Raw genomic sequence first — 12,810 nt, forward strand, 5'->3', positions numbered from 1 at the left:
ACTGAGGTGATAATGTGCGGCTCAGCAGAATGGTTACCCGCGCCACTTTTTTGATAGATACGTGAAAGGAACAACAAGATGGATGACCAGTTAAAACAAAGCGCCCTCGATTTCCACGAATTTCCAGTACCCGGTAAAATCCAGGTTTCTCCGACCAAGCCGCTGGCAACACAGCGTGATCTTGCTCTGGCCTACTCGCCGGGCGTAGCTGCACCGTGCCTTGAAATTGAAAAAGACCCGCTGGCGGCCTACAAATATACCGCGCGTGGCAACCTTGTCGCGGTTATCTCTAACGGTACTGCGGTGCTGGGACTGGGTAACATCGGTGCACTAGCCGGTAAACCCGTGATGGAAGGTAAAGGCGTTCTGTTTAAGAAATTCGCCGGAATTGACGTGTTCGATATTGAAGTCGATGAACTCGATCCGGATAAATTTATCAATGTCGTGGCGGCCCTCGAACCTACATTTGGCGGTATCAACCTCGAAGACATCAAAGCGCCGGAATGTTTCTACATTGAGCAAAAGCTGCGTGAGCGCATGAATATTCCGGTATTCCATGATGACCAGCACGGCACTGCGATTATCAGTACGGCCGCAATTCTTAACGGTCTGCGGGTGGTTGAGAAAAATATTTCTGACGTGCGTATGGTGGTGTCTGGCGCAGGCGCGGCGGCGATTGCCTGTATGAACCTGCTGGTGGCGCTGGGTATGCAGAAGCACAACATTGTGGTCTGTGACTCCAAAGGCGTGATTTACAAAGACCGCGAACCAAATATGGCGGAAACCAAAGCGGCTTATGCAGTGGTGGATGATGGTAAGCGCACGCTGGATGATGTCATTGACGGTGCAGACATTTTCCTCGGCTGCTCGGGTCCGAAAGTATTGACTCAGGAAATGGTCAAGAAAATGGCCCGTGCGCCAATGATCCTGGCACTCGCCAACCCGGAACCGGAAATCCTGCCGCCGTTGGCGAAAGAAGTCCGGTCTGATGCCATCATCTGTACCGGTCGTTCTGACTACCCGAACCAGGTCAACAACGTCCTGTGCTTCCCGTTCATCTTCCGTGGTGCGCTGGATGTGGGTGCTACCGCCATCAACGAAGAGATGAAACTGGCTGCAGTTCACGCGATTGCTGAGCTGGCGCACGCCGAGCAGAGCGAAGTCGTGGCTTCGGCTTACGGCGATCAGGATCTGAGCTTCGGCCCGGAATACATTATTCCTAAACCGTTTGACCCGCGTCTGATTGTCAAAATCGCGCCAGCGGTAGCGAAAGCGGCGATGGATTCCGGCGTGGCGACGCGTCCGATTGCTGATTTTGACGCTTACATCGATAAGCTGACCGAATTCGTCTACAAAACCAACCTGTTCATGAAGCCGATTTTCTCGCTGGCGCGCAAAGCGCCGAAGCGCGTGGTGCTGACGGAAGGGGAAGAAGCGCGTGTACTGCATGCAACGCAGGAATTGATCACCTTAGGCCTGGCGAAGCCGATCCTGATTGGTCGTCCGAGCGTGATCGAAATGCGTATCCAGAAGTTGGGTTTGCAGATCAAAGCTGGCGTCGATTTCGAGATCGTCAATAATGAATCCGATCCACGCTTCAAAGAGTACTGGAGCGAGTATTACCAGATCATGAAGCGCCGGGGGATCACCCAGGAACAGGCGCAGCGCGCAGTGATCGCCAACACCACGGTGATCGGTGCGATCATGGTGCAGCGTGGCGAAGCAGATGCAATGATCTGCGGTACGATTGGCGACTACCATGAGCATTTCAGCGTGGTGAAAGAGGTGTTTGGTCATCGTGAAGGTGTCCATACGGCAGGGGCGATGAATGCGCTGCTGCTGCCAAGCGGAAACACCTTTATTGCGGATACCTACGTTAACGATGACCCGACGCCGGAACAGCTGGCTGAAATCGCCGTGATGGCGGCAGAAACAGTGCGTCGTTTCGGTATCGAACCGAAAGTGGCGTTGCTGTCGCACTCTAACTTTGGCTCTTCCAATTGCCCATCCGCCAGCAAAATGCGCGACGCGCTGGAGCTGATTAAGGCGCGTGCGCCTGAGCTGATGATCGACGGTGAAATGCACGGTGATGCGGCGCTGGTAGAGAGCATTCGTAACGATCGGATGCCGGACAGCCCGCTGAAAGGCTCAGCCAATATTCTGGTGATGCCGAATATGGAAGCTGCCCGTATTAGTTACAACTTACTACGCGTTTCCAGTTCGGAAGGTGTTACCGTGGGTCCGGTGCTGATGGGGGTCGCTAAACCTGTTCACGTATTAACGCCAATTGCCTCTGTTCGTCGTATCGTTAATATGGTGGCGCTGGCGGTCGTAGAAGCCCAAACGCAACCGCTGTAATTTCACTTTAATTATTTCCGGCGCGGGGTTCTCCCGCGCCTTTTTATTTTTCATTTCTTAGTGATCTACTTCACCTTTTAAACCCACTTGCCGAATTTTGTTATTTACTCTGACAAAAAATTGCCACGATGAGGACAGTTTTAGCAGAGGCGGTGAGCAATGGAAAAAGAACGCATCATTCAGGAATTTGTGCCGGGAAAACAGGTCACGCTGGCGCATCTGATTGCGCACCCCGGTGAAGAACTGGCGAAAAAGATCGGCGTTCCCGAAGCGGGTGCTATCGGCATCATGACGCTTACGCCGGGAGAAACCGCGATGATTGCCGGCGATTTGGCTATGAAGGCAGCAGATGTACATATCGGTTTTCTCGATAGATTCAGTGGCGCGCTGGTGATCTACGGCTCTGTTGGTGCGGTCGAAGAAGCATTATTGCAGACCGTTAGCGGCCTGGGTCGGGTATTAAATTTCACTTTGTGCAACCTGACAAAAAGTTAATCAGAGGCGGCGATGAAACGTATTGCTTTTGTCGGTACGGTCGGGGCGGGGAAAACAACGCTTTTTAATGCGCTCCAGGGAAATTACTCCCTCGCCAGAAAAACACAGGCAGTGGAGTTTAATGAAAACGGTGATATCGATACACCCGGAGAATATTTTAGCCATCCGCGCTGGTATCACGCCTTAATTACCACGCTGCAAGATGTTGATACGTTGATTTATATACACGCGGCAAATGATAAAGAAAGTCGCTTACCTGCCGGGCTGTTGGATATCGGCGCCAGTAAACGACAAATCGCCGTTATCAGTAAAACGGACATGCCGGATGCCGACGTCGCCGCAACGCGACAACTACTTCGCGGGATAGGGTTCCAGGAGCCAATTTTTGAACTCAATAGCCATGACCCGCGCAGCGTGCAGCACCTGGTGGATTATCTGACTGAGCTCAGCCAAAAGGAGGAAAGGGCAGGTGAAAAAACTCATCACAGCTAACGATATTCGTGCGGCCCACGCACGCGGCGAACAGGAATTGTCGGTTGTTCTGCGCGCCAGCATCATCACCCCGGAGGCTCGCGAGGTTGCGGAGCTGCTGGGCGTCACTATCACTGAATGCGACGAATCAGCACCAGTTGCAGCAACCGCCGCAACGGCCGCTCCAGTGGATGATGGCAAATCGGAAAGTCAGCGCATTCGCGAAACCATCATCGCGCAACTGCCGGAAGGGCAGTTCACCGAAAGCCTGGTCGCGCAGTTGATGGATAAAGTCATGAAGGAGAAGCAGTCGCTGGAGCAGGGCGGAATGCAGCCGAGCTTTAACTCGGTTACCGGCAAAGGCGGCGTGAAAGTCATTGACGGCAGTAGCGTGAAGTTTGGTCGTTTTGACGGTGCTCAACCGCACTGTGTTGGCTTAACCGACTTAGTGACCGACCAGGACGGCAGCAGTATGGCCGCCGGCTTCATGCAGTGGGATAACGCTTTTTTCCCATGGACGCTGAACTACGACGAAATCGACATGATTCTGGAAGGCGAACTGCACGTTCGTCATGAAGGCGAAACCATGATTGCGAAAGCCGGGGATGTGATGTTTATCCCGAAAGGCTCCAGCATCGAGTTTGGTACGCCATCGACTGTGAAATTCCTGTATGTGGCCTGGCCTGCGAACTGGCAGTCCTGCTAAGGCGGATGTATGAAGGATTTCATTACCGAAGCATGGCTAAGAGCGAATCACACGCTTAGCGAAGGAGCTGAAATTCACCTCCCCGCTGATGCTCGCTTGACGCCGTCTGCCCGGGAACTGCTGGAAAGTCGACATCTGCGCATTAAATTTATCGACGAGCAGGGAAGTCTGTTTATCGATGACGAAGAACAGCAGCCGCAGCCGGTGCATGGTTTAACCAGTAGTGATACGCATCCACAGGCCAGTTGCGAACTGTGCCATCAACCGGTGATGAAGAAGCCTGACACGCTGACACATCTGACGGCGGACAAGATGGTCGCCAAAAGCGATCCGCGGCTGGGATTTCGTGCGGCGCTGGACAGCACCATCGGTCTGGCGGTGTGGCTGCAGATTGAACTGGCGGAGCCGTGGCAGCCATGGCTGGCGGATATCCGCTCACGTTTGGGCAACATTATGCGTGCCGATGCCATGGACGAACCGCTGTCCGCGCAGTCAATCGTCGGTTTAAGCGATGAAGACTTGCACCGCCTGTCGCATCAGCCATTGCGCTATCTGGATCACGATCATCTGGTGCCTGAAGCCAGCCATGGACGCGATTCTGCATTGCTCAATCTGCTGCGCACCAAAGTCCGTGAAACGGAAACCGTAGCGGCGCAGGTGTTTATCACCCGCAGTTTTGAAGTATTGCGACCGGACATTCTGCAGGCGCTGAATCGCCTGTCGAGTACGGTCTACGTGATGATGATTCTGAGTGTGGCGAAGCATCCGCTAAGCGTCAGCCAAATCCAACAGCGACTGGGGGAGAAGCAATGATCATTGAACGTGCTCGTCAACTCGCCCAGCGCGCACCCGCTCGGGTGGTGTTCCCGGATGCGCTGGATGTTCGGGTGCTGAAAGCCGCGAACTACCTGCATCAGCACGGCCTGGCGCATCCCATTCTCGTCGCCAGCCCGTTCGCGCTGCGCCAGTTTGCCCTCAGCCATCGCGTGGCAATGGACGGTATTCAGGTGATCGACCCACAAAGCAACCCGCAAATGCGAGAGGAATTTGCGCTGCGTTGGCTGGCTCGGGCGGGAGAGAAAACGCCGCCAGATGCACTTGAGAAACTCAACGATCCGCTAATGTTCGCGGCCGCGATGGTCAGTGCAGGTAAAGCCGATGTTTGTATTGCTGGCAACCTGTCATCAACCGCGAATGTGCTGCGTGCAGGGCTACGCATCATTGGGTTACAGCCGGGATGCAAAACGCTGTCGTCGATTTTCCTGATGCTGCCGCAGTACCTCGGGCCGTCATTAGGGTTTGCCGATTGCAGCGTGGTGCCGCAGCCAACTGCTGCACAACTGGCGGATATTGCGATTGCCAGTGCGCAGACCTGGCAGGCCATTACCGGAGAAGAACCGCGTGTCGCCATGCTGTCCTTTTCAAGTAATGGCAGTGCGCGCCATCCCAACGTTGCCAACGTGCAGCAGGCCACGGACATCGTTCGTGAACGCGCACCGCAGCTCACCGTTGATGGTGAACTGCAGTTTGATGCCGCTTTTGTACCGGATGTCGCCGCGCAAAAAGCGCCTGCCAGTCCGCTACACGGCAATGCCAATGTGATGGTCTTCCCGTCACTGGAGGCAGGCAACATTGGTTACAAAATCGCTCAGCGCCTGGGAGGGTATCGTGCAGTCGGTCCGTTGATTCAAGGGCTTGCCGCACCGCTTCATGACCTTTCTCGCGGCTGTAGCGTGCAGGAAATTATCGAACTGGCGTTGGTGGCAGCAGTGCCGCGCCAGACTGACGTGAGTCGTGAAGACGCCTCACAAACACTGGTTGTTTAGGTCCCGTTCTGGACCCCTTCTACTTAAGAGGAAAGCACAATGGAAGCATTAGGAATGATTGAAACCCGGGGCCTGGTTGCACTGATTGAGGCTTCTGACGCAATGGTTAAAGCGGCACGCGTGAAACTGGTTGGCGTGAAGCAAATCGGTGGTGGTCTGGTTACTGCAATGGTTCGTGGCGACGTGGCGGCCTGTAAAGCAGCAACGGATGCGGGTGCTGCTGCAGCACAGCGCATTGGGGAACTGGTTTCTGTACACGTGATTCCGCGCCCGCATGGCGATCTGGAAGAAGTCTTCCCGATCAGCTTTAAAGGCGACAGCAACGACATGTAAGTAGTCCATGTGACGCCACATCATTGCTGGCGTCACCCTCTCTCCTTTTCACATTACCTTCTGCGGAGGGTAGGGGGAGGTTTTACCTGAAATATGCCACGGAGGCGGGTATGAAACTGGCAATCGTCACAGGACAAATCGTTTGTACCGTACGCCATCAGGGACTCGCGCACGATAAGTTGCTGATGGTGGAAATGATTGATGCCCAGGGAAATCCTGACGGGCAGTGTGCTGTTGCGATCGACAGCATCGGAGCGGGAAACGGAGAGTGGGTGCTGCTGGTCAGCGGAAGCTCAGCCCGTCAGGCGCACCATAACGAATCATCGCCTGTCGATTTGTGCGTGATTGGCATTGTCGATGAAGTGGTGGCAGGTGGTCAGGTGATCTTCCATAAATAGGGCAGAAAATCATGAATCAACAGGATATTGAACAGGTCGTGAAAGCGGTACTGCTGAAAATGAAAGACAGCAGCCAGCCCGTTAGTGCCGTTCAAGAAATGGGCGTTTTTGCCTCCCTGGATGACGCAGTGGCGGCCGCAAAACTGGCCCAGCAGGGGCTGAAAAGCGTCGCTATGCGCCAACTGGCCATTCACGCTATTCGTGAAGCGGGCGAAAAACACGCCAGAGAATTAGCGGAGCTTGCCGTTAGTGAAACCGGTATGGGACGCGTTGAAGATAAATTTGCCAAAAACGTGGCTCAGGCCCGTGGCACACCGGGTGTGGAATGCCTGTCTCCACAGGTTCTGACCGGCGATAACGGCTTGACCTTGATTGAAAACGCACCGTGGGGCGTAGTGGCTTCGGTGACACCGTCCACCAACCCGGCGGCAACCGTCATTAACAACGCCATCAGCCTGATTGCTGCGGGTAACAGCGTGGTCTTTGCTCCGCACCCGGCGGCTAAACGTGTTTCTCAGCGCGCCATCACCCTGCTCAACCAGGCGGTGGTTGCTGCGGGTGGCCCGGCGAATCTGCTGGTCACCGTTGCCAACCCGGATATCGAAACCGCTCAGCGTCTGTTCAAGTACCCTGGTATCGGCCTGCTGGTGGTAACCGGCGGTGAAGCCGTAGTGGACGCTGCGCGTAAACACACCAACAAACGTCTGATTGCCGCTGGTGCGGGTAATCCGCCAGTGGTGGTTGATGAAACGGCTGACCTGGCACGCGCGGCGCAGTCAATCGTCAAAGGTGCATCGTTTGACAACAACATCATCTGCGCCGACGAAAAAGTGCTGATCGTGGTCGATAGCGTCGCTGATGAACTGATGCGTCTGATGGAAAGCCAGCATGCGGTCAAGCTGACGGCGGCCCAGGCTGAGCAACTGCAACCGGTGCTGCTGAAAAATGTTGATGAGCGCGGCAAAGGTACGGTCAGCCGTGACTGGGTCGGGCGTGACGCTGGAAAAATCGCTGCGGCGATTGGCCTGAACGTACCGGATCAAACCCGGTTGTTATTCGTCGAAACTCCGGCCACGCATCCATTCGCTGTCACCGAACTGATGATGCCGGTACTGCCAGTGGTGCGGGTTGCCAACGTTGATGAGGCCATTGATCTGGCCGTCGCGCTTGAAGGCGGTTGCCACCACACGGCGGCAATGCACTCACGCAACATCGACAATATGAACCGTATGGCTAACGCCATTGATACCAGCATTTTCGTCAAGAATGGGCCGTGTATTGCAGGCCTGGGACTCGGCGGCGAAGGCTGGACCACGATGACCATTACCACGCCAACCGGGGAAGGGGTGACCAGTGCGCGCACGTTTGTGCGTCTGCGTCGCTGTGTGTTGGTGGATGCGTTTCGCATCGTATAACAGTTAGTCCATCAGGCTATAGGGAGAAAGAGATGGCGCACGACGAACAACGTTGGCTCACACCCAGACTGCAAAAAGCGGCAACGCTATGTAACCAGACACCTGCCGTGAGCGAATCACCGCTGTGGCTGGGCGTTGATTTGGGGACATGTGATGTGGTGTCGATGGTTGTCGACAGCGACGGGCAGCCGGTTGCGGTCTGTCTGGACTGGGCTGATGTTGTGCGCGATGGCATCGTTTGGGATTTCTTCGGTGCGGTGACCATCGTTCGTCGCCATCTCGATACGCTTGAACAACAGTTAGGTTGCCGTTTTACCCATGCGGCGACCTCATTCCCACCGGGAACCGACCCGCGTATCTCCATCAACGTGCTGGAATCCGCCGGGCTTGACGTGAGTCATGTGTTAGACGAGCCGACCGCGGTTGCGGATCTGCTGCAACTTGATAACGCCGGGGTCGTGGATATTGGTGGTGGTACTACCGGAATTGCCATTGTTAAACAGGGCAAAGTGACCTACTCCGCCGATGAAGCGACCGGTGGACACCACATTTCCCTGACGCTGGCCGGAAATCGCCGCATTCAGCTCGAAGAAGCTGAGCAGTACAAGCGCAGCAACGGTAAAGAAATTTGGCCGGTGGTGAAGCCGGTCTACGAAAAGATGGCGGAAATCGTAGCTCACCATATTGCAGGACAGGGAGTTACCGATTTATGGCTGGCCGGTGGTTCCTGCATGCAGCCGGGAGTCGATGAGCTGTTCCGTAAGCGTTTTCCGGAACTGCAAGTGCACTTACCTCAGCACAGCCTGTTCATGACCCCGCTGGCGATTGCAAATAGCGGAAAAGAAAAAGCGGAAGGAATCTATGCAAGCTGAATTGCAGACCGCGCTCTTTCAGGCATTCGACACCCTGAATCTGCAACGCGTTAAAACGTTTAGTGTTCCCCCTGTCACATTGTGCGGGTTGGGTGCGCTCAGCACCTGCGGGCAGGAAGCGCAAACACGCGGACTGACGCATATGTTTGTCATGGTGGATAGCTTCCTGCATCAGGCGGGAATGACGGCCTCGCTTGAGCGTAGCCTGGCGATGAAAGGTGTGGCGATGACGCTGTGGCCGTGCCCGGTGGGCGAGCCGTGCATCACGGATGTCTGCGCGGCGGTCGCGCAACTGCGTGAATCGAAGTGCGACGGCGTCGTGGCCTTTGGTGGCGGTTCCGTACTGGATGCGGCCAAAGCGGTCGCACTGCTGGTGACCAACCCGACCCAGACGCTGGCTGACATGGACGAACGCAGCGTGTTACGTCCACGGTTGCCACTGATTGCTGTACCGACTACCGCCGGAACAGGCTCAGAAACCACCAACGTCACGGTGATTATTGATGCCGCAACCGGGCTGAAGAAAGTGCTGGCGCATGCAACCCTGATGCCGGATGTGGCGATTCTTGATGCAGCGCTGACGGAAGGTGTGCCCGCGCACGTGACGGCGATGACCGGAATTGATGCGCTGACCCATGCGGTTGAAGCCTACAGCGCGCTGAACGCGACGCCGTTTACCGACAGCCTGGCGATTGGCGCGATTGCGATGATCGGCAAATCGCTGCCGAAGGCCGTCGGCTACGGTCAGGATTTGGCGGCACGCGAAAGCATGTTACTGGCCTCCTGTATGGCCGGAATGGCGTTTTCCAGTGCCGGGCTGGGCTTATGCCACGCAATGGCGCACCAGCCGGGGGCGACGCTGCACATCCCGCACGGACAGGCTAATGCCATGCTGCTACCCACGGTAATGGGGTTTAATCGCATGGTGTGTCGCGAACGCTTCAGCCATATCGGGCGGGCATTAACCAATAAGAAATCGGACGATCGTGACGCCATCAGTGCGGTTAGCGATCTGATTAACGAGGTGGGCCAGACCAAACGACTCTCTGACGTTGGGGCAAAGCCTGAGCATTACAGCGCATGGGCTCACGCCGCGCTGGAGGATATTTGTATTCGCAGTAACCCACGCACCGCCACACAGGCACAGATTATCGACCTGTACGCGGCTGCCGGGTAATGCCTGTAGGCCGGATAAGGTGCTCGCACCGCCATCCGGCAATAACACGGCGTTAATGCCGGAGGCGACGTAAACGTCTTATCCGGCCTACAAATCACAAATGACAGGGAGTAGGGGCTATGGGAATTAACGAAATCATCATGTACATCATGATGTTCTTTATGCTGATTGCCGCCGTGGACAGGATCCTGTCGCAGTTCGGCGGTTCGGCACGCTTCCTCGGTAAGTTCGGTAAGAGTATTGAGGGATCGGGCGGCCAGTTTGAAGAAGGCTTTATGGCGATGGGCGCGCTGGGTCTGGCGATGGTTGGTATGACCGCGCTGGCACCGGTACTGGCGCATGTGCTCGGGCCAGTAATTATTCCGCTGTACGAAATGTTGGGCGCGAACCCGTCGATGTTTGCCGGAACGCTGCTGGCGTGCGATATGGGCGGCTTCTTCCTGGCGAAAGAACTGGCGGGCGGCGACGTTGCGGCGTGGCTGTACTCTGGCCTGATCCTTGGGGCGATGATGGGGCCGACGTTGGTGTTCTCCATTCCGGTTGCGCTGGGGATTATTGAACCGTCTGACCGTCGTTATCTGGCGCTGGGCGTGCTGGCCGGTATCGTCACCATTCCGATTGGTTGTATTGCGGGCGGTTTGATTGCGATGTACTCCGGCGTCGAAATCAACGGGCAGCCGGTGGAGTTCACCTTCGCGCTGATCCTGATGAATATGATCCCGGTGCTGATCGTGGCCGTGCTGGTGGCGCTGGGACTGAAATTCATCCCGGAAAAAATGATCAACGGCTTCCAGATCTTCGCGAAATTCCTGGTGGCGCTGATCACCATCGGCCTGGCAGCTGCGGTGGTCAAATTCCTGCTCGGCTGGGAGCTGATCCCGGGTCTTGATCCTATCTTCATGGCTCCGGGCGACAAACCGGGTGAAGTGATGCGCGCCATCGAAGTTATCGGTTCTATTTCCTGCGTGCTGCTCGGTGCGTACCCAATGGTGTTGCTGCTGACTCGTTGGTTTGAAAAACCGCTGATGAGCGTCGGTAACCTGTTAAAAATCAATAATATTGCGGCTGCTGGTATGGTGGCGACGCTGGCGAACAACATCCCAATGTTCGGCATGATGAAGAATATGGATACCCGCGGCAAAGTGATCAACTGCGCCTTTGCGGTCTCCGCGGCCTTCGCGCTGGGTGACCACTTAGGCTTCGCCGCAGCGAACATGAACGCCATGATCTTCCCGATGATTGTCGGCAAGCTGATTGGCGGCGTGACGGCGATTGGTGTGGCTATGCTGTTGGTACCGAAAGATGAAGATGTTCCAGCAGAAGTAGAAACCAACCCGGAGGCGCAATCGTGAATACTCGCCAGCTACTGAGCGTCGGTATCGATATCGGCACCACCACCACTCAGGTGATCTTCTCTCGCCTTGAGCTGGTTAACCGTGCGGCAGTGTCGCAGGTGCCGCGCTACGAATTTATCAAACGCGAAATTAGCTGGCAAAGCCCGGTTTTCTTTACCCCCGTTGATAAGCAGGGCGGGCTGAAAGAAGCCGAACTGAAAGCGCTGATCCTCGCCCAGTATCAGGCGGCGGGTATCGCACCAGAAACCGTCGATTCCGGCGCGATCATCATTACCGGGGAAAGTGCGAAAACCCGCAATGCGCGTCCGGCGGTGATGATGCTCTCCCAGTCGTTGGGTGATTTCGTGGTGGCCAGTGCCGGTCCACATCTGGAATCGGTGATTGCTGGCCATGGTGCGGGTGCCCAGACCCTGTCAGAGCAGAAGTTGTGCCGTGTTCTGAATATCGACATCGGTGGCGGGACGTCGAATTACGTGCTGTTCGACGCGGGGAAAGTCAGCGGTTCAGCCTGCCTGAACGTCGGAGGGCGTCTGCTGGAAACGGACGGCCAGGGGCGCGTGGTTCACGCGCATCAGCCGGGACAGATGATTGTCGATGACGTTTTTGGCCCTGGCACCGATGCGCGTTCGCTTAACGCCACGCAACTGGTTCAGGTGGCGCGACGGATGGCGGCGCTGATTGTGGAAGTGATTGAAGGCACGCTTTCACCACTGGCGCAGGCGCTGATGCAAACCGGTCTGCTGCCTGCGGGCGTGAAACCGGAAGTGATTACGTTGTCCGGCGGAGTGGGCGAATGCTACCGCAACCAACCTGCCGATCCGTTCTGTTTTTCCGATATCGGGCCGCTGCTCGCCACGGCGTTGCATGAGCACCCGCGTCTGCGTGAGATGAACGTGCAGTTCCCGGCGCAAACCGTGCGCGCCACGGTGATTGGTGCTGGTGCGCATACGCTGTCGCTTTCGGGCAGCACCATCTGGCTGGAGGGTGTTCAGCTTCCGCTGCGCAATCTGCCGGTGGCGATTCCGGTGGATGAGTCCGATTTGGTTGCTGCCTGGCAACAGGCATTGATGCAGCTCGATCTGGATCCACAAACGGATGCTTATGTGCTTGCGCTGCCCGGTTCGTTACCGGTGCGCTACGCCGCGCTGTTAACGGTGATTGACGCGCTGCTGGCCTTCGTCGCGCGTTATCCGAATCCGCATCCCCTGCTGGTGGTAGCCGAGCAGGATTTTGGTAAAGCCCTGGGCATGCTGTTACGCCCACAGTTACAGCAACACCCGCTGGCAGTCATCGATGAGGTGGTTGTCCGGGCGGGGGACTATATCGACATTGGTACGCCTCTTTTTGGCGGATCGGTTGTGCCGGTGACGGTGAAATCACTCGCATTTCCTTCCTGAGGGAACG

General features: G+C 56.1%; 13 protein-coding genes. All 13 read left to right on the plus strand.

What is annotated here, in order from left to right; all coding sequences use genetic code 11:
• Nucleotides 1–78: 78 nt before the first annotated feature.
• The 13 genes from maeB to eutA all read left to right on the plus strand — a co-directional run bounded on the left by maeB (nucleotide 79) and on the right by eutA (nucleotide 12,803).
• On the plus strand, nucleotides 79–2,358 hold the full coding sequence (gene maeB / locus NNO02_RS02580) for an NADP-dependent oxaloacetate-decarboxylating malate dehydrogenase (RefSeq protein WP_271440170.1): 2,280 nt from the start codon (nucleotides 79–81) through the stop codon (nucleotides 2,356–2,358).
• Nucleotides 2,359–2,517: 159 nt separating this feature from the next.
• Complete coding sequence (gene eutS, locus NNO02_RS02585) at nucleotides 2,518–2,853, plus strand: ethanolamine utilization microcompartment protein EutS (protein WP_137384748.1); 336 nt, start codon at nucleotides 2,518–2,520, stop codon at nucleotides 2,851–2,853.
• 12 nt (nucleotides 2,854–2,865) lie between these two features.
• A complete protein-coding gene (eutP, locus tag NNO02_RS02590; RefSeq protein ID WP_016153958.1) occupies nucleotides 2,866–3,345 on the plus strand; it encodes an ethanolamine utilization acetate kinase EutP in 480 nt (159 codons plus the stop codon).
• Nucleotides 3,323–4,030 carry an ethanolamine utilization acetate kinase EutQ gene (gene eutQ / locus NNO02_RS02595; protein WP_271440171.1) on the plus strand — a complete coding sequence of 236 codons (708 nt, stop codon included), beginning with the start codon at nucleotides 3,323–3,325 and terminating at the stop codon, nucleotides 4,028–4,030. Before eutP ends, eutQ begins: the two co-directional genes overlap by 23 nt.
• 9 nt (nucleotides 4,031–4,039) lie before the next feature.
• Entirely contained in the window at nucleotides 4,040–4,843 is an 804-nt protein-coding gene (eutT, locus tag NNO02_RS02600) for an ethanolamine utilization cob(I)yrinic acid a,c-diamide adenosyltransferase EutT (protein ID WP_271440172.1), read from the plus strand.
• The gene (gene pta / locus NNO02_RS02605; protein ID WP_271454148.1) at nucleotides 4,840–5,856 is read left to right on the plus strand and encodes a phosphate acetyltransferase; all 1,017 of its coding nucleotides are present in this window, start codon (nucleotides 4,840–4,842) and stop codon (nucleotides 5,854–5,856) included. The genes eutT and pta overlap by 4 nt, the downstream gene beginning before the upstream one ends.
• Nucleotides 5,857–5,895: 39 nt before the next feature.
• Nucleotides 5,896–6,189, plus strand: a complete 294-nt coding sequence (eutM, locus tag NNO02_RS02610; protein WP_003835054.1) for an ethanolamine utilization microcompartment protein EutM — start codon at nucleotides 5,896–5,898, stop codon at nucleotides 6,187–6,189.
• Between the two features lie 110 nt (nucleotides 6,190–6,299).
• On the plus strand, nucleotides 6,300–6,587 hold the full coding sequence (eutN, locus tag NNO02_RS02615; protein WP_137384744.1) for an ethanolamine utilization microcompartment protein EutN: 288 nt from the start codon (nucleotides 6,300–6,302) through the stop codon (nucleotides 6,585–6,587).
• A gap of 11 nt (nucleotides 6,588–6,598) precedes the next feature.
• Complete coding sequence (locus NNO02_RS02620; RefSeq protein ID WP_271454149.1) at nucleotides 6,599–8,002, plus strand: aldehyde dehydrogenase family protein; 1,404 nt, start codon at nucleotides 6,599–6,601, stop codon at nucleotides 8,000–8,002.
• A gap of 32 nt (nucleotides 8,003–8,034) precedes the next feature.
• Complete coding sequence (gene eutJ / locus NNO02_RS02625; protein WP_202038106.1) at nucleotides 8,035–8,874, plus strand: ethanolamine utilization protein EutJ; 840 nt, start codon at nucleotides 8,035–8,037, stop codon at nucleotides 8,872–8,874.
• Nucleotides 8,864–10,051: an ethanolamine utilization ethanol dehydrogenase EutG gene (eutG, locus tag NNO02_RS02630; protein ID WP_271448581.1), complete on the plus strand. Its 1,188-nt coding sequence runs from the start codon at nucleotides 8,864–8,866 to the stop codon at nucleotides 10,049–10,051. The genes eutJ and eutG overlap by 11 nt, the downstream gene beginning before the upstream one ends.
• A gap of 119 nt (nucleotides 10,052–10,170) precedes the next feature.
• Complete coding sequence (gene eutH / locus NNO02_RS02635) at nucleotides 10,171–11,403, plus strand: ethanolamine utilization protein EutH (protein WP_003835043.1); 1,233 nt, start codon at nucleotides 10,171–10,173, stop codon at nucleotides 11,401–11,403.
• Entirely contained in the window at nucleotides 11,400–12,803 is a 1,404-nt protein-coding gene (gene eutA, locus NNO02_RS02640) for an ethanolamine ammonia-lyase reactivating factor EutA (RefSeq protein ID WP_271454150.1), read from the plus strand. The genes eutH and eutA overlap by 4 nt, the downstream gene beginning before the upstream one ends.
• The last annotated feature ends 7 nt before the right edge of the window (nucleotides 12,804–12,810 follow it).

Source organism: Citrobacter sp. Awk 2, from assembly GCF_028069815.1.
Taxonomy (GTDB): domain Bacteria; phylum Pseudomonadota; class Gammaproteobacteria; order Enterobacterales; family Enterobacteriaceae; genus Citrobacter.

What these genes read in the sequence shown, in the direction of transcription:
- pta (WP_271454148.1), top strand. Translation starts at nt 4,840, where the DNA reads ATGATCATTGAACGTGCTCGTCAACTCGCCCAGCGCGCACCCGCTCGG.
- eutS (WP_137384748.1), top strand. Translation starts at nt 2,518, where the DNA reads ATGGAAAAAGAACGCATCATTCAGGAATTTGTGCCGGGAAAACAGGTC.
- eutT (WP_271440172.1), top strand. Translation starts at nt 4,040, where the DNA reads ATGAAGGATTTCATTACCGAAGCATGGCTAAGAGCGAATCACACGCTT.
- eutH (WP_003835043.1), top strand. Translation starts at nt 10,171, where the DNA reads ATGGGAATTAACGAAATCATCATGTACATCATGATGTTCTTTATGCTG.
- NNO02_RS02620 (WP_271454149.1), top strand. Translation starts at nt 6,599, where the DNA reads ATGAATCAACAGGATATTGAACAGGTCGTGAAAGCGGTACTGCTGAAA.
- eutG (WP_271448581.1), top strand. Translation starts at nt 8,864, where the DNA reads ATGCAAGCTGAATTGCAGACCGCGCTCTTTCAGGCATTCGACACCCTG.
- eutP (WP_016153958.1), top strand. Translation starts at nt 2,866, where the DNA reads ATGAAACGTATTGCTTTTGTCGGTACGGTCGGGGCGGGGAAAACAACG.
- maeB (WP_271440170.1), top strand. Translation starts at nt 79, where the DNA reads ATGGATGACCAGTTAAAACAAAGCGCCCTCGATTTCCACGAATTTCCA.
- eutM (WP_003835054.1), top strand. Translation starts at nt 5,896, where the DNA reads ATGGAAGCATTAGGAATGATTGAAACCCGGGGCCTGGTTGCACTGATT.
- eutJ (WP_202038106.1), top strand. Translation starts at nt 8,035, where the DNA reads ATGGCGCACGACGAACAACGTTGGCTCACACCCAGACTGCAAAAAGCG.
- eutN (WP_137384744.1), top strand. Translation starts at nt 6,300, where the DNA reads ATGAAACTGGCAATCGTCACAGGACAAATCGTTTGTACCGTACGCCAT.